The following is an 18,982-nucleotide window of genomic DNA, read 5'->3' as shown; positions in this document are numbered from 1 at the left end:
AGAGCTGGGTCCGGCCCAGTGCCGGGCGCCAGGTGCGGGTTTTGCGTCTGCGGCCAGTGCTGCAGTCCTGGCCGCGAACGCAGAACCCACACCTCGTCTCGCGGCGGACGCGTCGTCGCGCGCCCCGGCGTCCTCTAGTGCAGCTGGTTCTGCCAGTCGGCCGGGATCCTGTCCGCCGGACCGGGGACGCTCTGGTCCCTGGGGTGACTGGTCGGGGGTGCGAGCGCGGGCCCGTAGGCGAATCCGCCGGTGCGGTAGTCGAAGCACCAGTCCTCGCCGGGTTCGAAGCTCTGGATGACCGGGTGGCCGGTCGCATCGTGGTGGGCGGTCGCGTGCTGGCCCAGGGAGGTGTCGCAGCATCCGATGTGCCCGCACTGGGCGCAGCGCCGCAGGTGCACCCACCAGCCGGGGCTCGCGCCGTCCAGGCAGTCCGCGCATCCCTCACCGCTCGGCGGTACGGAGGTGTCGAAACCCTCGGTGTCGCTCATCCCGCCAGGCTAGGCCCGTGGGGCTGCGGCATACGGCGCATGACGACACTGCGCGCACGACATACTTCCGCTCGTACGCTGCTGGCGACGCGGGCTAGCGCGACGTCGCTATTCGAGCTCGTCGTCGTCCTCGACGACGCCGACTCCCACGACGTCGTCGACGCCGCTCAGGACCTTCACCAAACGCTCGGGTTCGGCCTGACCCGATGCGGTGATGACCACGGCGACGACGCCCTCGGGCAGTCGCGAGGAGTCCTGCATCCCGGTGAGGCCGTCGACACGCCAGCCGAGCGCGGTGAGCCGGTTGATCAGTGATCGCAGCACCCCGCGACCATCGCTGTAGATGATCTGCAGCCGCGTGGCATTGGTGCGGCTCCCCGGCAGGTGGTGGGCGAGCTCGGTGTAACCGAAGACCGTCACGAAGTGCAGGGCGGTGACCACCAGCGCGATCAACCACAGACCGGCTCCGGCGGCCATCCCGATCGCTGCGGTCTCCCAGACGGCGGCGGCCGTGGTGAGACCGCGTACGACGCCGCCGCGGGACAGGATGAGGCCGGCGCCGAGGAATCCGATGCCCGAGACGACCTGCGCCGCGACGCGTGAGGGGTCGAGCACGACCGAGCCGCTGTGCAGCACGTCGGTGAAGCCGTACTTGGAGACCAGCAGGATCGCCGCCGCGGTGGTGCCGACGATCGACTGGGTGCGCAGGCCCGCGCTCTTGCCGCGCAGCGTGCGCTCCAGCCCGATGCCGGAGGAGAGGACGAATGCGAGCAGGAGCTCGGCGATCTGCACCACGCCCTGTCCGGCGAACACTCCATGGGCCATCAGCCCAAGCTATCCAGAGTCGCTCGCGGCGCGTGCCGACCCCCGGTCGGTCCGGCGAGCACGAGGCGCTCGTGCGACGAGCCCAGTCGTCCACCGGAGTCCTGTGCTGATCGTCGAACGGGAGGGCCGACGTCAGCGGCGGTAGGTCCGGCCGTCGATCGCCTCGCGCAACAGGTCGGCGTGGCCGGCGTGGCGGGCCATCTCCTCCACCAGGTGCAGCAGCACCCAGCGCACGTTGTTCGACGCGCCGCCCTGGTAGTCCGGCACCTCCTGATCGAGGTCGATCCCGGACCGCACCACCTCCTCGGTGTGCGCCGACTCGAGCTCCCACGCGGCCAGCCACTGAGCGACGGTCTCGTCCGCGCCCAGGGTGAACTCGTCCGTGCGGGGCTCCTCCTCGCCGCGTTCGACGTCGGTGCGGATCCACGACCTCTCCGTGGCCACGACGTGCTTCAGCAGCCCGCCGAGGGCATGGCCGTCACTGTAGGACCGGCGTCCGACGCGGTGGACGGTTTGCGTCGGCGGCCAGTGCTGCAGCCCTGGCCACGAACGCAAACCCGCAGCACGAACGCAAACCGGCGGCTCGGACACACCCCGCGACCTGGACCGCGGACCGCGACCCGTGCTGTCGGCGACCGATCGGGTGGGGGCGCCTCGGCCTTTCCACAGCCCGCCCGTCTTTACTGGAGGCATGAAGCTGCCGCGGACCAGGATCCCGCGGTCGCGCGCCGTACGCGGATTGCTGGCGGCGTTCGTGGTCCTGGCTCTCGCCGTCGGCGGGGTCGCGCTCTTCAGACCCGGCAGCCCGCACATCGCCACGCGGTCGCAGTTCGTCACCGGCACGCCCGAGGGCGGCACCCCGGTGCGACTCGACACCACGGTCTACCTCCCTGCGAAGACCCCGGCCCCGGCGATCCTGTTGGCACACGGCTTCGGCGGCAGCAAGACCGACCTGGCCGGTGAGGCGCGTTCTCTCGCCGCGGACGGTTACGTCGTACTCGCCTACACGGCAAGGGGATTCGGACGGTCCGGCGGTCTGATCCATCTCGACGCACCTAGCTACGAGGTCGCCGACGCGCGACTCCTCGTCTCCTACCTCGCCGCCATGCCACAGGTCATCAAGGACCACCCGGGCGACCCGAGGATCGGTGTCGCCGGGTCGTCGTACGGCGGGGGACTGGCGCTGCTGCTGGCCGGCACCGACCGCCGCATCGACGCCGTCGGCGCCGACATCACCTGGAACGACCTGTCGACGGCGCTCTTCCCCAACGCCGCGCAGGGCCACGCGCCCGGGGTCTTCAAGAAGCTGTGGGCGGGCCAGCTGTTCGGTGCCGCGGCGGGCAGGACGCCGAGCAGCAACGGCTGCGGACGGTTCGCGGCCGATGTCTGCGCGGCGTACCAACAGGCAGCTGCCACCGGCCGGCCCGATGCGACGATCCTCAGCCTGCTGCAGGCCTCGAGTCCTGCGCGGGTCCTGAGCCGGATCACGGCGCCCACGCTGCTGAGCCAGGGCGAGCAGGACTCGCTCTTCGACCTGTCCCAGGCCGACGCCAACGCCCGCGGCATCGCCGCCGCGGGGACCCCCACCAAGGTGATCTGGCGCAGCGGAGGTCACGACGGCGGCACCTCGACGTCCCAGCTCGTGGGCTTCCTGCGCAGCTGGTTCGACCCGATCCTGAAGCATGGGCGGGTGCCCGACCGGTCGTTCACCGCGTCCCTCACCGGCGCGGCGCTGTCGTCGCAGGACGGCTCGAGCATCGACCAGACCGTCCGCATCGAGGGCGGGTACGGCGCCGGCCGGCAGGTGCCGGTCGCCCTGTCCGGTGCTTCGAGGACGATCTTCGCCCCGGCGGGCGGAAACCCCGCCGCGGTCACGGCGGTCCCGGGCCTCGGTGGTCTGCTCGGCCAGGCAGCCGGTCTCGCCGGAGTGACCGGGGCTACCCAACTGGCTTCGATACCAGGCCAGTTCGCATCCTTCTCCTCCGCGCCGCTGACCAAGACGGAGCTGGTCGCGGGCTCCTCGACCGTCCAGCTGCGCATCACGGCGCGGACCACCACCGACGCGACCCTCTTCGCGTCGCTGCACGACGTCGCACCTGACGGCAGCGACACCCTGCCCTCCGGTCTCGTCGCCCCGATCCGGTTGACGGGCCTGCGTCCGGGAGTGCCGACCACGGTCACGGTGCGGCTGCCGGGCATCGTGCAGTCGGTGCCGGCAGGGCACCGGGTCGTCGTCCGGGTCGCGACGACCGACCTCGCCTACCAGCTGCCGACCGACGCCCGCAGCTACGACGTCGCGCTCGCCTCTCCCCAGCTTGGGCTCTCCACCGCCGTAGGCCGCACCGAGGCGACCGGCCACCCGTGGCCCTGGTTGATCGTCGGTCTCGTCGCGATGGCGCTCTTCCTGCTCGGCGTCGCGTTCGCCGCCGTACGCCGTCGCCGACGTCACTCGTTCGAGCCCGCGCTTCAGCACGTGCCGGTGAGCATCGAGCACCTGAGCAAGGTGTACGCCGACGGCTACCGGGCCGTCGACGACGTCACCTTCTCGGTCCAGCAGGGACAGGTCGTCGGGCTGCTCGGACCCAACGGTGCGGGTAAGACCACCCTGCTGCGCACCCTGATGGGGCTGATCGCGCCCACCACCGGCTCCATCCGGCTCTTCGGCGAGCTCATCGGACCGGGCGCCGCAGTGCTGTCGCGCACCGGCGCGTTCATCGAGGGCCCTGGGCTGCTGCCGCATCTGTCCGGCCGCGACAACCTGCGGCTCTTCTGGGCCGCGACCGGCCGTCCGGAGGAGGACGCCGACTTCGAGACCGCGCTGGAGATCGCCGGGCTCGGACCCTCCATCGAACGCCGCGTGAAGACCTACAGCCAGGGGATGCGCCAGCGCCTGGCGATCGCACAGGCCATGCTCGGGCTTCCCGAGGTCCTCATCCTCGACGAGCCCGCCAACGGTCTGGACCCGCCGCAGATCATCGAGATGCGCGAGGTGCTGCGCCGGTACGCCGAGACGGGGCGCACCGTGGTCCTGTCCAGTCACCTGCTCGACGAGGTCGAGCAGACCTGCACGCACGTCGTGGTGATGCACAACGGGCGTCTGATCACAGCCGGGTCGGTCGAGGAGATCGTCGGCGCGGTCGCCGGACCCGACCGGCTGCGGGTGGCCGATCCCGAACGCGCTGTGCGGGTGCTCGCGGACGCCGGCATCGAGGCCCAGCAGGTCGCTACCAGACACTCGCTGGAAGAGGTCTTCATGCAACTGGTCGGAGCGGACGAATGAACGAGATCGCCGCCACCCGCCGCGGTGTCCACGACCGGCTGGCCGAGCTCCCGCCGGGCGAGCGCGCGGCGTTCCGGCCCGGCCGCACCCTGTCGCTGCGGGTGGAGTTCGTGCGCCAGCTGCGCCGCCGTCGTACCCAGCTCGCGGCCCTGCTCCTGATCGTCCTGCCGGTGATCGTGGCGATCGCGCTGAAGGTCAACAACCCCGGCGGAGGTCGCGGCGGTGGCGGGGGTGGGGCCGGCGCGTCCGGCTCGGCCCTGATCACTCTGGGCAGCGCGGGCGCCGCCAACTTCGCCTTCTATACCGAGTTCGCCTCTGCTGCCTTCCTGCTCGTGGTCATCGTCGCCCTCTTCTGCGGCGACACGGTGGCGAGCGAGGCCAGCTGGTCCTCCCTGCGGTATCTGCTCGCGATCCCGGTGCCCCGCTCGCGGCTGCTGCGCCAGAAGCTGACCGTCGCGCTCAGCCTCAGCCTCGGCGCCAACCTGCTGGTGCCCGTGTGGTCGTTCCTGATCGGTGGGGTGTTCTTCGGCTGGGCGCCCGCACAGTCGCCCCTGGGCGGCTCGTTCGGCACCGGTGTCGGACTGCAGCGGCTGCTGATCGTGGTCGCGTACGCGAGCCTGCAGTCGCTGCTGGTCGCCGCCCTGGCCTTCCTGCTGAGCGTGCTGACCGATGCTCCGCTCGGCGCGGTCGGCGGCGCGGTGCTGCTGGTGGTGGTCTCCAACATCCTGGACGCCATCACCGCCCTCGGTTCCTACCGCAACGTCCTGCCCACCCACTTCCAGTACTCCTGGCTCGACGCCCTCGGCCCGAGCGTCAACTGGGACGGGATGATCCGCGGCACCGGAGTCGCCCTTACCTATTCGGCGGTCTTCCTGGCCCTGGCCTGGTGGCGTTTCGAGCGCAAGGACATCGTGAGTTGACGCGTCCGGCACGGACCTCCGTGCGGATCGATGCGGCCGATCGAAACAGGGACGCAACACGGTGCCGATAACGTGACGGCGTGACGCAGAGCCAGAGCCAGACGCAGGGCGGCACCTCGGGTCAGGTTTTCGGCGGATACCGGTCGGGGCCGGACACGTTCGACGAGATGTACGACGGCGCCGGCTGCCGGCCCGACTACATGGGCATCCAGCGTCAGATGCAGCGTCTGTCGATGCAGGAGGTGCAGGCGCGCGCCGACTATCTCGGCCATTCCTACCTCGACCAGGGCGTCACCTTCGACATCGGCGGCCAGGAGCGGCCGTTCCCGATCGACATCGTGCCCCGGCTGATCGAGGCGCAGACCTGGTCACACGTGGAAGCCGGTGTCGCCCAACGAGTCCGGGCTCTGGAGGCGTTCCTCGCCGACATCTACGACGAGGGGCAGGTCTTCCGGGACGGGGTCATCCCGCGCCGTGTCGTGACGAGCAGCCCGCACTTCCTGCGCGTCGCCAAGGGCATCAACTACCCGCACGGCGTCCGGGTGCACGTCTCGGGCATCGACCTGGTGCGCGACGGCAACGGCGACTTCCGGGTACTGGAGGACAACGTCCGGATCCCTTCGGGGGTCTCCTACGTCATCTCCAACCGGCGCGCGATGTCCACGGCGCTGCCCGAGGTCTTCGCGCACCACCGCATCCGGCCGGTCTCGCAGTATCCCGCGAAGCTGCTCGCCAGCCTGCGGGCCTGCGCGCCGAGCGGTGTCACCGACCCCACGGTCGTCGTGCTGACACCCGGGGCCTTCAACGCCGCGTACTTCGAGCACGCCCTGCTGGCCCGCCTGATGGGCACTCGCCTGGTGGAGGGCCGCGACCTGGTCGCCCAGGGCGGCCGGGTGCTGGTGCGGACCACGAACGGCCTGCGACCGGTCGACGTGATCTACCGACGCGTCGACGACGACTTCCTGGATCCCGTGCATTTCCGCAGGGATTCGATGCTCGGCGTGCCCGGTCTGCTGAACGCCGCTCGGGCCGGCAACGTCACGATCGCCAACGGCGTCGGCAACGGGGTCGCCGACGACAAGCTGACCTACACCTACGTGCCCGATCTCATCCGCTACTACCTGGGCCAGGAGCCGATCCTGCCGAACGTCGACACCTGGCGGATGGAGGATGCGGAGCACCGCGCCGAGGTGCTCGACCGACTCGCGGAGCTGGTGGTCAAGCCCGTCGACGGCGCCGGCGGCAAGGGCATCATCATCGGTCCGCGCGCCACCGCGGCCCAGTTGGACGAGATGCGCAAGCGACTGATCGCCGACCCGCGCGGCTGGATCGCGCAGCCGGTGATCCAGCTGTCCACGGTGCCGACCCTGATCGGCGACACGATGGCGCCGCGGCACGTGGACCTGCGGCCGTTCGCGATCAACGACGGCGAGAAGGTCTGGGTGCTGCCCGGCGGCCTCACCCGGGTGGCCCTGCCGGAGGGTGAGCTCATCGTCAACTCCAGTCAAGGCGGCGGGTCCAAGGACACCTGGGTGCTGGCCGCCGATCGCGGTGCCGTCCCCGAGGCGTCACCGGCCCCCGCGGCCGACGACGCCGTCGTGCACCCGAGCCTGCGGGCCGGGCGGGCCGCAGAGCGCGCATCGGGCGCCGACGACGCCGCACCGCCCCCGAGCGGCCACGGTGGCGAGCAGAGCCAGAGCCAGAGCCAGAGCCAGACCGCGGTGCGGACGTCGTTCGGCGGTGAGCGTTAGATGTTGAGCCGGATCGCCGAGGCGCTCTTCTGGATCGGCCGCTACGTCGAGCGCGCCGAGTGCACGGCGCGCATCCTCGACACCTACCTGCAGCTGCTCATCGAGGACCCGGTCATCGACGAGGAGGCCACCTGCCGTTCGGTGATGGCTGCCATGGGCATCGCGTACGGCGAGGGCACCCCGGACGCCGGGACGCTGCTGCAGACCCTGTTGCTCGACCGCACGGCCGCCCCCTCCATCGCATACGCGATCGAGACCGCCCGGGAGAACGCGCGGCGCTCGCGGGAGGTCGTCTCGACCGAGGTGTGGGAGGCCATCAACAGCACCTACAACGCGGTGCTCGCGGGGCAACTGCAGCAGCGGCGGCCCGCTGACGCGTTCCGTTTCGTGCGCGAGCGGGCCAGCATGATCTCCGCGCTCGCGGACAGCACCCAGAGCCACGACGACGGCTGGCAGTTCATCGTCCTCGGGCGCAGCATCGAGCGGATCGACATGACCGCGCGGCTGATCACGATGGGCAACTACGTGTCCGGGCCGAACGGCGCCTGGGCGCTCACGCTGCGCTCGTGCGGCGCCGCCCACGCCTTCACCCGCGTCTACCGGGTGACCGAATCCCCGCGCGCCGCAGCGGAGTTCCTACTGCTCGACCGGCTCTTCCCGCGCTCGATCTCCCACCTGCTCGAGCAGGCCGGGCATTGCCTGGAGGAGCTGGACCCGAGGTCGAGGCGGGTGGGTTTCGGCGGCGACGCGGCACGGGTCATCGGGCAGGCGCACGCGAGACTGTCCTACCTGTCCCTGACCGACCTGGTCACCGACCTGCCCCGGGAGATGGAGGAGCTGCAGCGCGTCTGCGCCGATGCGACCGAGGCGATCGCGAAGCGGTATTTCGAGGGCGTCGTGGCGCCCGAGTGGCTGACGGAGGCCCTGTGAGCGTGACCATGCGGCTGGTGCACCGCACCGGCTACACCTACACCGGCCCGGCGACGCAGTCCTACAACGAGGCGCGTCTGACGCCGCTGTCGAGCGCCCGCCAGACGGTGCTGCACTCCCGCGTCGACGTCACGCCGACGCCGTGGATGGAGCAGTGGACCGACTACTGGGGCACGACCGTCACGTCGTTCGAGCTTCATGAACCGCACGACGAGCTGAAGGTCGTCGCGATCAGCACCGTGACGGTCGACCGCCACCCCGCCGAGACGGCGGGCATGACCTGGGAGCAGTACGCGGACCCCTCGGTGCGCGACGAGTTCGAGGAGGTGCTGCGCATCGTCCCGCGGACGGCGCTCGGCCCCGCCTTCGAGGAGGTCGTCGCGCGGGTGCGCGAGAACGCTCCGACTCCTGCGGTCTTCGTCACCGACGTCATCGCCGCCATCCGCGAACGGCTGGACTACATCGCGGGACGGCGCACGGTCTACGCACGCTGCGCCGGTGCCTGGGACGACGCCCAGGGCGCCTGCCAGGACTTCGCCCACCTCGCCCTGGGCGCCCTGCGTTCGCAGGGCATCCCGGCCAGGTTCGTCACCGGCTACGTCTTCCCCGACCGGGACGCTCCGGTCGGTGCGAACGTCACCGGTGTGTCACACGCATGGATCCAGTGGTGGGACGGCGCATGGACCGCGGTCGACCCGAGTGCAGGAGTGGTCCCCGACGACTTCTACATTGAAGTGGCGCAAGGTCGCGACCATTCAGATGTCGTGCCCCTGCGGGGCATCTTCACCGGCACCCCGGGCAGCAAGATGTTCGTGACCGTGGAGATCAGCCGGCTCGCGTAATTCGAGGAGATCAATCGTGTTGGACCCCAGCGCAGCACTGCGCGCAGGCCTGCTTGGCCTGTCCCGTAACGACAAGGTGCGGCGGGTCGTGCAGAACGCGCCCGTCAGCCGGGACGTCGTACGCCGCTACGTCGCCGGCGAGGGCACCTCAGACGCCGTCGAGGCGACGACCGGACTGCACGGGCAGGGACTGCTCGGCACCCTGGACTTCCTCGGCGAGGACTGCACGGATCTCGAGGGAGCACGGCACACCCGCGACGCCTACCTCGACGTCCTGCGGGCGCTGAGCGACGCCGGGCTCACCGAGCGCGGCGGCGTGGAGGTCAGCGTCAAGCTGAGCGCCATCGGGCAGGCGCTGCCGCACGACGGCCACAAGATCGCGGTGGACCACGCGCGGGAGATCTGCGCGGCCGCGGCCGCCGCGGGCACGACGGTCACCATCGACATGGAGGACCACACCACCACCGACGACACCCTCGAGGGCGTGCGCGAGCTACGCGCCGACTTCCCCTGGGTGGGCGCGGTCCTGCAGGCCTACCTGCGGCGTACCGAGGCCGACTGCCGCGACCTCGCGACCGCCGGCAGCCGGATCCGGCTGTGCAAGGGCGCCTACGACGAGCCGGGCAGCGTCGCCTACCTCGACAAGGCGCACGTCGACCTGTCCTACGTGCGGTGCCTCAAGGTGCTCATGCACGGCGACGGCTACCCGATGGTCGCCAGCCACGACCCCCGGCTCATCCAGATCGCCGGGTCGCTGGCCGACCGTTGCCTGCGTGCCTCGGACTCCTTCGAGTACCAGATGCTCTACGGCATCCGCCCCGACGAGCAGCAGCGACTGTCCGACGCCGGCCACCAGATGCGCATCTACGTGCCGTACGGCGACCAGTGGTACGGCTACCTCGTCCGCCGGATGGCCGAACGGCCGGCGAACGCGATGTTCTTCGCCCGCTCCCTCATCAGCAGGGGATGACCGTGTCGCGCGCCGACACCGTTGCCATCCTGGGCGCCGGGGTGATGGGCGAGGCGCTGCTCTCGGGCTGGCTGCGCGGCGGACGCGATGCCGCCACGGTCCTGATCAGCGACCGCAGCCCCGAGCGGCTCGCGCACCTGAAGGACAAGTACGCCGTGCGGGCGCTTCCCGCCGCGGAGGCCGCAGCCCAGGCGGCGACCATCGTGCTCGCGGTCAAGCCGCAGGACATGCGCGCGCTGGTGCAGGAGATCTCCGGCGCGGTCGGCGACAGCACGCTCGTGGTCTCCCTCGCGGCCGGGATCACCACGGCGTTCCTGGAGGCGCAGCTGCCCGAGGGCACCTCGGTGGCCCGGGTGATGCCCAACACCCCGGCCCTGGTCGATCAGGGCATGTCTGCGGTGAGCCCCGGCGCGCACTGCGATGCCGACCAGCTGGCCACCGCGACCGGGCTGCTGCAGGCCTGCGGCAGGGTCGTCGCGCTGCCGGAGCACCACCTCGACGCGGTGACCGCGATCAGCGGTAGCGGGCCGGCGTACATCTTCTACGTCGTCGAGGCCATGATCGAGGCCGGCGTGCTGCTGGGGATGCCGCGCGCCACCTCCACCGAGCTGGTCGTGCAGACCCTCTACGGCGCCGCGACCATGCTGAAGGAGACCGGCGAGCACCCCACGGTGCTGCGCGAGCAGGTCTCCAGCCCGGGTGGCACCACGATGGCCGCACTGCGCGAACTGGACGACCACAAGGTCCGCGCGGCGTTCCTCACCGCGATCGAGGCGGCGGCACGGCGCTCGGCCCAGCTGGCCGCAGGGGAGTGAGTCGCGAGGGGTGGACGCAGCTACCCCCGGGCGCGACGGCCGTGCGAGAGTACCCGCATGACTGACATCACGGTTCGTGCTCTCGGGGAGCAGGACTGGCAGATCTACCGTGACGTACGGCTGGCTGCACTGTCCGACAGCCCCGATGCCTTCGCGGCCAGCGTCGCGCAGGAACGACAGTTCGACGACGCCTTCTGGCGACGTCGTCTGGTCCGCTCCCGCCGGTTGATCGCCGAGCGCGGCGACGACGTCGTGGGCGTCGTGTCCGTCGGGCGGTCGCCCGCGGAGGACCCCCGCAGCTGCGAGCTCTTCGGCCTCTGGGTGAAGCCCGACCTGCGTGGTCAGGGCGTTGCCTGGCGACTCGTGCAGGCGGGCGTCGAGCAGGCCGGCACCGACTCCTTCCAGTTCGTCGTCTACTGGGTGGGCACCGACAACGGCCGGGGTGTCGCGTTCGCGAGCAGCTTCGGCTTCCGTCCCACCGACGCGCGGCGACCGATGAAGGTCACCGGCGTGCCCGAGGGCACACCCTCCACCCAGGAGGAGCCGGACGTCCCCGAGGACGAGATGGCGATGGTCTACTCCCTCGGCGAGGACCCCGGCTCGGTGCCGAGCTCGGTGCTGTGACCCCGGACCGTCGATGACGAGCCGATGACCGCCTCGACCCGGATCGTCTGGGACGAACGGCTGACCCGGTACGACTTCGGCGATCACCACCCGATGGACCCGCGGCGGCTCGCGTTGACCGCCGTACTGGCGCGTGAGTACGGCGTCTTCGATGCCCCCGGTGTCCAGGTCACGGGGCCCTCGGACCCGACCGAGGACCTGGTCCGCACGGTGCACGACGCGGCGTACGTCGAGGCCGTGCGCGTCGCGTCCGCCGACCCCGAGCTGGCCGACACGACGTACGGGCTCGGCACGACCGACGACCCGGCGTTCCTCGGGATGCACGAGGCGTCCGCGCTCATCGCGGCCGGCACCCGCGACATCTGCGACGCGGTGTGGTCCGGTGAGGTGTCGCACGGCGTCAACTTCGCCGGCGGCATGCACCACGCGATGCCCGGAAACGCGTCCGGATTCTGCGTCTACAACGATGTGGCCATCGGGATCGAGTCGATGCTGCGGGCCGGCGCGCAGCGGGTCGCGTACGTCGACCTCGACGTGCACCACGGCGACGGCGTCGAGAAGGTCTTCTGGGACGACCCGCGGGTGCTCACCATCTCCATCCACGAGGGCCCGCGCACTCTCTTCCCGGGCACCGGTGATCCGGCCGACATCGGCGGCCCGGGCGCGCTCGGCGGCGCCGCCAACATCGCGCTGCCGCCCGGGGTGGGCGACGCGGCCTGGCTGCGGGCGCTGCACGCCGTCGTACCCGCTCTGCTGCGCGCGTTCGCCCCGCAGGTGCTGGTCACCCAGCACGGCTGCGACTCCCACTATCTGGACCCGCTGGCGCACCTGCGCCTGTCGGTGGACGCGCAGCGGACCGCGGCCGAGTCGATGCACGACCTGGCCCATGAGGTGGCCGACGGTCGCTGGGTGGCACTCGGTGGCGGCGGATACGAGATCGTCGACGTCGTCCCGCGCACGTGGACCCACCTGCTCGGGATCGCCGCGCACGCACCCATCCCGCTGGACACGGCCATCCCGGCGGCCTGGCACGACTACGCACGGATGACCTGTGGGCGGCCCGGTCCGCCGCGGATGGGCGACGGGGTGGCCGAGCACGACCGGGTGTGGTGGAAGTCCTGGGCCACCGGCGCCGACCCGAACGATCGGGTCGACCAGTGCGTGCTCGCCACCCGTGAGGCGGTCTTCCCCGAGCACGGGCTCAACGTCTGGTTCGACTGAGCTCGCGGGAGGGCGCCGCGTGGTCCGTTGTGGGTGCTTATCCGGTGGGGTCGTCGCTGCAAGGGCGCCGCGTGGTCCATTGTGGGCGCTGATTCGGTGGGGTCGTCGCTGCAAGGGCGCCGCGTGGTCTGTTGTGGGCGTCGGCGCATGCGTAATCGGGCAGGAAGAAACACGCTCGTACGGCGTGTCGAGTGGACATTTTAGTCTCAAACTTCACACAGGATGCGTTCTACCTCTAGGGTGCATTTCAGCACCAGCCGACCCGCACTCCTGGCCTGCTGAAAAGACCATCCGTTGCGGACCGCACAGAAAATAGAGGCCCCACCATGCCGCACGAGACGCACGTGGGCGAGGTCACCTTCATGACCGTCGCCGAGGTGGCCACCATCATGCGGGTGTCGAAGATGACGGTCTACCGACTGGTGCACAGCGGCGAGCTCGAGGCCGTTCGGGTGGGACGCTCGTTCCGGGTGCCCGAGACCGCCGTGACCGAATACCTCAGCCAGTCCTACATGGGCACTGCCTGAATCCGCCCGGCCGGTGCGGAGAGACGGTTGATTCGGCCGCATCCCCGGCATGCCGTAGCCTGACTGGCAGCCTTTCTGAAATTTTCCGATCATCGAAGGACAGCGTTCACGCATGGGTTCAGTAGTCAAGAAGCGCCGCAAGCGGATGGCGAAGAAGAAGCACCGCAAGCTGCTGCGCAAGACGCGACACCAGCGTCGTAACAAGAAGTAGCAGTAAGACCTACGAAGGCCCCTGTCGCCTGGCGTGAGCCGTGGCGGGCGGGGGCTTCGTCGTACGATCTGCGCACAGCGATCATCCGCACCCGCGAGAGGGAACCCGATGGCTACGACCGTGCTCGTCACCGGGGTCTCGCGTTTCGTCGGCGGACTCGCCGCGCGGGCCCTGTCGACCGACCCGCGGATCGAGCGGGTGCTGGCCGTCGACGTCGTACGCCCTGCCCATGACATCGGCCGGGCGGAGTTCGTCCGTGCCGACATCCGCAACCCGATCATCGGCAAGATCATCAAGCAGGAGAACGTCGACACCGTCGTGCACCTGGGCGTGATCACCACGCCGCGGCAGGCGGGCGGGCGCACGACGCAGAAGGAGATCAACGTCATCGGCACGATGCAGCTGCTCGCTGCGTGCCAGAAGGCGCCCTCGCTGCGACGGCTCGTCGTCAAGTCGTCCTCCGCGGTCTACGGCAGCTCGCCGCGCGACCCCGCGATGTTCACCGAGGACATGACGGCGCGGCGCACCCCGCCGCGCGGTTTCGGCAAGGACTCCGTCGAGGTCGAGACCTACGTACGCGGCTTCGGCCGTCGCCGGCCCGACGTCGACGTGTGCATGCTGCGGATGGCCAACGTCGTCGGCCCCGGGCTGCGCACCACCTTCTCCGACCTCTTCCACCTGCCGGTGATCCCGGTGCCGTTGGGATTCGACGGCAGGTTCCAGGTGCTGCACCTGGACGACGCGATCGGCTCCATCCATGCCGCCACCTTGCGCGAGGACTGCACGGGCGTCATCAACGTCGCCGGCGACGGGGTGCTCACCGTGCACCAGGCCGCGCGGATCGCCGGTCGCCCGACACTTCCGGTGCTGGCGCAGGCCGGGCCGCTCGTTCAGCAGTTCACCTCGCGCGCCCGGGTCGGCAACTTCTCCGCGGAGCAGATGGACCTGCTCTGCTTCGGGCGGGGGATGGACACCACAGCACTACGTACGTCGCTCGGTTACACCCCCGAGCGCACCACACGCGAAGCATTCACCGACGTCTTCGGCGGCGACAACCGAGTGTCGGCGCTGCTGCGAGCAGGGGGAGCCCATGCCTGACAAGACCACCGGATCCGACGCGACGGGCGCGCGCAAGCGTCCGCCCCGCGCCGCGTTCGCCGGCGCGCGTGCCGACCGACCGCTGCGCGTCGTGCCCGACCCCGCACCGGCACCCGAGCCGAGCGGGTCGCCGTACGACATCGAGTCGATCGTCAAGCTGCTGGTGCGCACCCTGCGGATCGCCGGCTCGGCGGCAGGGCTCTCCGGTGACGACCTGGACCGGCGGATCACCAAGGCGCTGGCCTTCCTGCGGCGTCGCATCACCGGGGAGTACGAGGTCGACGACTTCGGCTTCGACCAGGAGTTCACCGACGAGGTGTGGCTGCCGCTGCTGCGGCCCCTCTACAAGCGCTGGTTCCGCGTCGAGGTGCGCGGCATCGAGAACCTTCCGCTCGTGGGCGGCGCGCTGGTGGTGTCCAACCACTCCGGCACGGTGCCGGTCGACGGGCTGATGGTCCAGGTCGCCATCCACGACGAGACGCCCGGCCACCGGTACGCGCGTGCGCTCGGCGCGGACCTGGTCTTCCAGTCCCCGGTGCTCGGCGATCTGGCGCGCAAGTCCGGATCCACGCTGGCGGCGAACGCCGACGCCGAGCGGCTGCTGCGCGCCGGCGAGCTGGTCTTCGTCTGCCCCGAGGGCTTCAAGGGCGTCGGCAAGCCGTTCGGCGAGCGCTACCGGCTGCAGCGCTTCGGTCGCGGCGGGTTCGTCAGCGCGGCGCTGCGCACCGGTGTGCCGATCATCCCGTGCTCGATCGTGGGCGCCGAGGAGATCTTCCCGCTGCTGGGTAACGCCAAGAGCCTGGCCCGGCTCTTCGGCTTCCCCTACTTCCCGCTGACGCCGACCTTCCCCTGGCTCGGCCCGCTCGGTCTGCTCCCGTTGCCCAGCAAGTGGATCATCGAATTCGGCGCGCCCATCCCGACCGACAGCTTCGAGCCGACGGCCGCCGACGACCCCATGCTGGTCTTCGATCTGACCGACCAGGTGCGCGAGACCATCCAGCAGACGCTCTACTCGCTGCTGCTGCAACGACGTTCGGTCTTCTGGTGAGCGACGAGCCGCGCATCACCCTCATCAGCAAGCCGGGGTGCCACCTCTGTGACGATGCCCGCACGGTCATCGCCGCGGTCGCGGCCGACACCGGCGTCGGGTGGGTGGAGATCTCCATCCTCGATGATCCGGCGTTGCGCGAGCAGTACGCCGAACAGATCCCCGTCACGCTCGTGGACGGCGCCCAGCACGACTACTGGCGGGTCGACGAGAAGCGGCTGCGCGCCACCCTGGCCTGAGCCCCCGACTCTTCGCCCGAACGTTCGCGAGATGCAGCAGGTGTAGTACCGCCTAGCACTTTCAGCGCTTCAGAGCGATTTTGTGCATGCCTTCACAAAGTCTTATGGTCAGGGGGTATTACTTCCTCTGCGCAGGCGTTTGATATAGGGCCTGCCGACCTCGGGAGGAGTCGAGCGCCCTTGACGACCGACCCCATGACGCGGCGGGACATCCCGGACGCGACGGTAGCTCGACTTCCGGGCTATCTGCGTGCTCTGCACCCCCTCGTATCCGCCGGTGTGGAGGTCGTGTCCTCCGAGGAGCTCGCGACCATCGCGGGCGTCCGCTCGGCCGGCCTGCGCAAGGACCTGTCCTACCTCGGCTCCTACGGCGTGCGCGGCGTCGGCTACGACGTGGAGCGGCTGGCCAGCGAGATCACCCGCCAGCTCGGCCTGCAGCACCCCTGGTCGGTCGCGATCATCGGGATGGGCAACCTCGGGCACGCGCTCGCGGCGTACAGCGGTTTCGCCACCCGCGGCTTCGAGGTGCAGTGGCTCGTCGACCGCGACCCCGCCGTGGTGGGCACCACGATCGCCGGCATGCAGGTCGTGGACTTCGAGCAGTTCGCAGCTAGCGTGACCGAGCAGGTCATCGCCGTCATCTCTACGCCGCCGGTCGCCGCCCAGGAGGTCGCCGACGCCGTCGTGGCCCTCGGCGTGCGCTCCATCCTCAACTTCGCGCCCGGCGTGCTGAACGTCCCGGCCCACACCCAGGTGCGCAAGGTCGACCTCGCCACCGAGCTGCAGATCCTGGCCTTCCACGAGCAGCGCGGCAAGGACGACGCCCGCCTCGGCGCCGACGGGATCGAGGCCAGCGGATGAGCGTCATCGTCATCGGCATCTCCCACCGCACCGCCGACATCGCCACGCTGGAGCGCGTCGTCCTCAACGACGTGCAGCAGGACCGGATCGGGGAGTCCCTGGTCGGCAACGAGCACGTCAGCGAGCTGCTCGTGCTGTCGACCTGCAACCGCACCGAGCTGTACGCCGAGGTCGGCACCTTCCACGGTGCGGTCACCTCGATCAGCGAGACGCTCGCCGCGGTGACCGGCATGCCGCTGCCCGCGCTGCGCGACCACCTCTACGTGCACTTCGAGGACCGGGCCGTCGCCCACCTCTTCTCCGTCGCCGCGGGGCTGGACTCGATGGCCATCGGCGAGAGCCAGATCCTGGGTCAGTTGCGCGCCTCGATGCGGGCCGCCCAAGACGCCGGGCGACTCGGCTCGTCGCTGTCCGAGCTGGTGCAGCACGCCCTGCGGGTGGGCAAGCGGGTGCACGCCGAGACCGATCTCGACACCGTCAGCCGATCGCTGGTGGAGCAGTCGCTGGGCATCGCGCAGGAGCACCTCGGCGCACTGTCCGCGCAGTCCGCGGTCGTCATCGGCGCCGGTTCGATGAGCGCCCTCGCCGCCCACACCCTCACCCGCGCCGGCGTCGGCGGCCTCACGATCGTCAACCGCACGCCCGAGCACGGGCAGCGACTGGCCGCCGCGACCGGAGCGACCGCGCGACCCTGGGCGCAGCTGACCGACGCCCTCGCCGGGGCCGACATCGTGATCTCCTGCACCGGTGCCGTGGGCCACATCCTGGTGCCGCACCTGCTGACCGCCGACAGCCCGCCCGCCCGGCACATGGTGCTGATCGACCTTGCGCTGCCGCGCGACATCGACCCCGCGTGCGGCGAGCTCGACGGCGTCACGCTCGTGACGCTCGAGGAGCTCGGCGCCCGGACCACCGCCGACGGCCCGCAGCGCGACTCGCTGCGCGTCGTACAGGACCTGGTCACCGCCGAGGTCGCGGAGTTCCTGGTGCTGCGCCGCTCGGCCGCGGTCGTGCCGACCGTCTCCGCGCTGCGGGTGCGCGCCGCGGACGTCGTCGACGCGGAGATGGACCGGCTGGTCGGTCGCCTGCAGCTGACCGATGCGCAGGCGGCGCAGGTGCGCCAGACCCTGCACCGGGTGACGGAGAAGATCCTGCACACGCCCACGGTCCGGATGAAGCAGCTCGCCGGTGAGGAGCACGGACAGGACTACGCCGCACTGCTGCGCACCCTCTTCGACCTCGACCCGCACGAGGCCCGCGTCTCGCGGGTCCCGCGGCTGTCGGACGGTGATCGCCGATGATGGTGCGACTCGGCACCCGGCGCAGTGCGCTCGCGACCACCCAGAGCGAGAGCGTGGCGCAGTTGCTGCGCGACCGCGGCCACGAGGTGGAGCTGGTGATGATCACCACCGAGGGCGACACCAATCGCGGACCTCTGGAGACCATGGGCGGCACAGGCGTGTTCGCCGCCGCGATCCGCCACGCGCTGCTCGCCGGCGAGGTCGACCTCGCGGTCCACTCGCTGAAGGATCTGCCGGTGCAGCCGGAACCGGGCCTGGTGCTCGCCGCCATCCCGTCCCGTGAGGATCCCCGCGACGCCATCGTCGCCCGTGACGGACTCACGCTCGCCGAGCTGCCCCAGGACGCTGTCGTCGGCACCGGTTCGCCTCGGCGGGCCGCCCAGCTGAACGCCCTCGGGCTCGGGCTCGCCGTGCGCGGGATCCGCGGCAATATCGACACGCGCATGTCGCTGGTGACCAGCGGCACGGTCGACGCCGTCGTCCTCGCGCGCGCCGGGCTAGCACGGATCGGTCGCACCGCGGCGATCACCGAGGTCCTCGACCCGTTGCAGATGCTGCCGGCTCCCGGTCAGGGCGCGCTGGCGCTCGAGGTCCGCGAGGACGCCACGGAGCTGCGCGCGGCGCTCGCGCCCTTGGACGACCCCGACACCCGTGCCGCGGTCACTGCCGAACGCGCGCTGCTCGGTGCGCTGGAAGCGGGCTGCTCGTCGCCGATCGGGGCGCTGGCCGAGGTCGTCGAGGAGCTCGACGGTTCTCTGATGATCTCGTTGCGCGCGTTCGTCGGCAGCAAGGACGGCGGTTTCGAACTGCGCCGATCCGTCACCGGCCCGATTGAGGCCGCCCCCCGGCTGGGTATCGAACTGGCACAGCTGTTGCTCCAGGACGGTGCCGCCGACGTCATACCTCCAGGGGCGCCTCCGAAACCGGATGCGTTCCCCACCCACCCCGAAGACCTCGTCCCAACAAACGCTGCGGAGCGTGAATCGTGAGCACCACCACTGCATCGAATCGCAAGAGCGGCACGGCGAAGG

General features: G+C 70.7%; 20 protein-coding genes. 17 read left to right on the top strand and 3 right to left on the bottom strand.

The genetic code is table 11. From position 1 onward, the window contains the following. Positions 1-134 precede the first annotated feature (134 nt). From LVQ62_RS00945 to LVQ62_RS00935, 3 genes are all read right to left on the bottom strand, one after another. Complete coding sequence (locus tag LVQ62_RS00945; RefSeq protein WP_233763829.1) at positions 135-488, bottom strand: UBP-type zinc finger domain-containing protein; 354 nt, start codon at positions 486-488, stop codon at positions 135-137. Between the two features lie 108 nt (positions 489-596). Next, positions 597-1,313, bottom strand: a complete 717-nt coding sequence (locus LVQ62_RS00940; protein ID WP_233763827.1) for an MgtC/SapB family protein — start codon at positions 1,311-1,313, stop codon at positions 597-599. Between the two features lie 132 nt (positions 1,314-1,445). Then, positions 1,446-2,006, bottom strand: coding sequence for a DUF664 domain-containing protein (locus tag LVQ62_RS00935; RefSeq protein ID WP_233763825.1), 561 nt, complete (start codon positions 2,004-2,006; stop codon positions 1,446-1,448). Between LVQ62_RS00935 and LVQ62_RS00930 the strand changes: the two genes are divergently transcribed. The 17 genes from LVQ62_RS00930 (at position 2,005) to hemC (ending at position 18,940) form a co-directional block, all read left to right on the top strand. Next, the gene (locus LVQ62_RS00930; RefSeq protein ID WP_233763824.1) at positions 2,005-4,593 is read left to right on the top strand and encodes an alpha/beta fold hydrolase; all 2,589 of its coding nucleotides are present in this window, start codon (positions 2,005-2,007) and stop codon (positions 4,591-4,593) included. The genes LVQ62_RS00935 and LVQ62_RS00930 overlap by 2 nt on opposite strands. Beyond that, the gene (locus LVQ62_RS00925; RefSeq protein ID WP_233763820.1) at positions 4,590-5,513 is read left to right on the top strand and encodes an ABC transporter permease subunit; all 924 of its coding nucleotides are present in this window, start codon (positions 4,590-4,592) and stop codon (positions 5,511-5,513) included. The genes LVQ62_RS00930 and LVQ62_RS00925 overlap by 4 nt, the downstream gene beginning before the upstream one ends. 167 nt (positions 5,514-5,680) lie before the next feature. Further along, a complete protein-coding gene (locus LVQ62_RS00920; RefSeq protein WP_233767577.1) occupies positions 5,681-7,264 on the top strand; it encodes a circularly permuted type 2 ATP-grasp protein in 1,584 nt (527 codons plus the stop codon). Next, positions 7,265-8,194 carry an alpha-E domain-containing protein gene (locus LVQ62_RS00915; RefSeq protein WP_179478812.1) on the top strand — a complete coding sequence of 310 codons (930 nt, stop codon included), beginning with the start codon at positions 7,265-7,267 and terminating at the stop codon, positions 8,192-8,194. It abuts the gene before it with no gap. Beyond that, positions 8,191-9,036, top strand: coding sequence for a transglutaminase family protein (locus LVQ62_RS00910; RefSeq protein WP_233763818.1), 846 nt, complete (start codon positions 8,191-8,193; stop codon positions 9,034-9,036). The genes LVQ62_RS00915 and LVQ62_RS00910 overlap by 4 nt, the downstream gene beginning before the upstream one ends. Before the next feature lie 19 nt (positions 9,037-9,055). Further along, on the top strand, positions 9,056-10,006 hold the full coding sequence (locus LVQ62_RS00905) for a proline dehydrogenase family protein (RefSeq protein ID WP_179483547.1): 951 nt from the start codon (positions 9,056-9,058) through the stop codon (positions 10,004-10,006). Continuing rightward, positions 10,003-10,821, top strand: coding sequence for a pyrroline-5-carboxylate reductase (proC, locus tag LVQ62_RS00900; RefSeq protein ID WP_233763816.1), 819 nt, complete (start codon positions 10,003-10,005; stop codon positions 10,819-10,821). The genes LVQ62_RS00905 and proC overlap by 4 nt, the downstream gene beginning before the upstream one ends. A 57-nt stretch (positions 10,822-10,878) precedes the next feature. After that, a complete protein-coding gene (locus LVQ62_RS00895; RefSeq protein WP_233763805.1) occupies positions 10,879-11,445 on the top strand; it encodes an N-acetyltransferase in 567 nt (188 codons plus the stop codon). A gap of 24 nt (positions 11,446-11,469) precedes the next feature. Then, on the top strand, positions 11,470-12,666 hold the full coding sequence (locus tag LVQ62_RS00890; RefSeq protein WP_233763804.1) for an acetoin utilization protein AcuC: 1,197 nt from the start codon (positions 11,470-11,472) through the stop codon (positions 12,664-12,666). A gap of 326 nt (positions 12,667-12,992) precedes the next feature. Next, entirely contained in the window at positions 12,993-13,193 is a 201-nt protein-coding gene (locus tag LVQ62_RS00885; protein ID WP_179478822.1) for a helix-turn-helix domain-containing protein, read from the top strand. 112 nt (positions 13,194-13,305) lie between these two features. Beyond that, the gene (locus LVQ62_RS00880; RefSeq protein ID WP_082775156.1) at positions 13,306-13,404 is read left to right on the top strand and encodes a 30S ribosomal protein bS22; all 99 of its coding nucleotides are present in this window, start codon (positions 13,306-13,308) and stop codon (positions 13,402-13,404) included. A gap of 108 nt (positions 13,405-13,512) precedes the next feature. Next, positions 13,513-14,502, top strand: a complete 990-nt coding sequence (locus LVQ62_RS00875) for an NAD-dependent epimerase/dehydratase family protein (RefSeq protein ID WP_233763802.1) — start codon at positions 13,513-13,515, stop codon at positions 14,500-14,502. Beyond that, positions 14,495-15,550, top strand: coding sequence for a lysophospholipid acyltransferase family protein (locus LVQ62_RS00870; RefSeq protein WP_233763793.1), 1,056 nt, complete (start codon positions 14,495-14,497; stop codon positions 15,548-15,550). Before LVQ62_RS00875 ends, LVQ62_RS00870 begins: the two co-directional genes overlap by 8 nt. Beyond that, positions 15,547-15,789 carry a glutaredoxin family protein gene (locus LVQ62_RS00865; protein ID WP_233763786.1) on the top strand — a complete coding sequence of 81 codons (243 nt, stop codon included), beginning with the start codon at positions 15,547-15,549 and terminating at the stop codon, positions 15,787-15,789. The genes LVQ62_RS00870 and LVQ62_RS00865 overlap by 4 nt, the downstream gene beginning before the upstream one ends. A gap of 180 nt (positions 15,790-15,969) precedes the next feature. Beyond that, positions 15,970-16,650, top strand: coding sequence for a redox-sensing transcriptional repressor Rex (locus LVQ62_RS00860; RefSeq protein ID WP_233763782.1), 681 nt, complete (start codon positions 15,970-15,972; stop codon positions 16,648-16,650). Continuing rightward, positions 16,647-17,951, top strand: a complete 1,305-nt coding sequence (locus LVQ62_RS00855; RefSeq protein WP_208051557.1) for a glutamyl-tRNA reductase — start codon at positions 16,647-16,649, stop codon at positions 17,949-17,951. The genes LVQ62_RS00860 and LVQ62_RS00855 overlap by 4 nt, the downstream gene beginning before the upstream one ends. Beyond that, positions 17,948-18,940, top strand: a complete 993-nt coding sequence (gene hemC / locus LVQ62_RS00850) for a hydroxymethylbilane synthase (protein ID WP_233763780.1) — start codon at positions 17,948-17,950, stop codon at positions 18,938-18,940. The genes LVQ62_RS00855 and hemC overlap by 4 nt, the downstream gene beginning before the upstream one ends. Positions 18,941-18,982 lie beyond the last annotated feature (42 nt).

It is taken from the genome of Allobranchiibius sp. GilTou73 (assembly GCF_021391335.1).
Lineage (GTDB): Bacteria > Actinomycetota > Actinomycetes > Actinomycetales > Dermatophilaceae > Allobranchiibius > Allobranchiibius huperziae.
The sequence above is the reverse complement of the archived record's forward strand: the minus strand, read 5'-3'. Positions and strand labels throughout refer to the sequence as shown.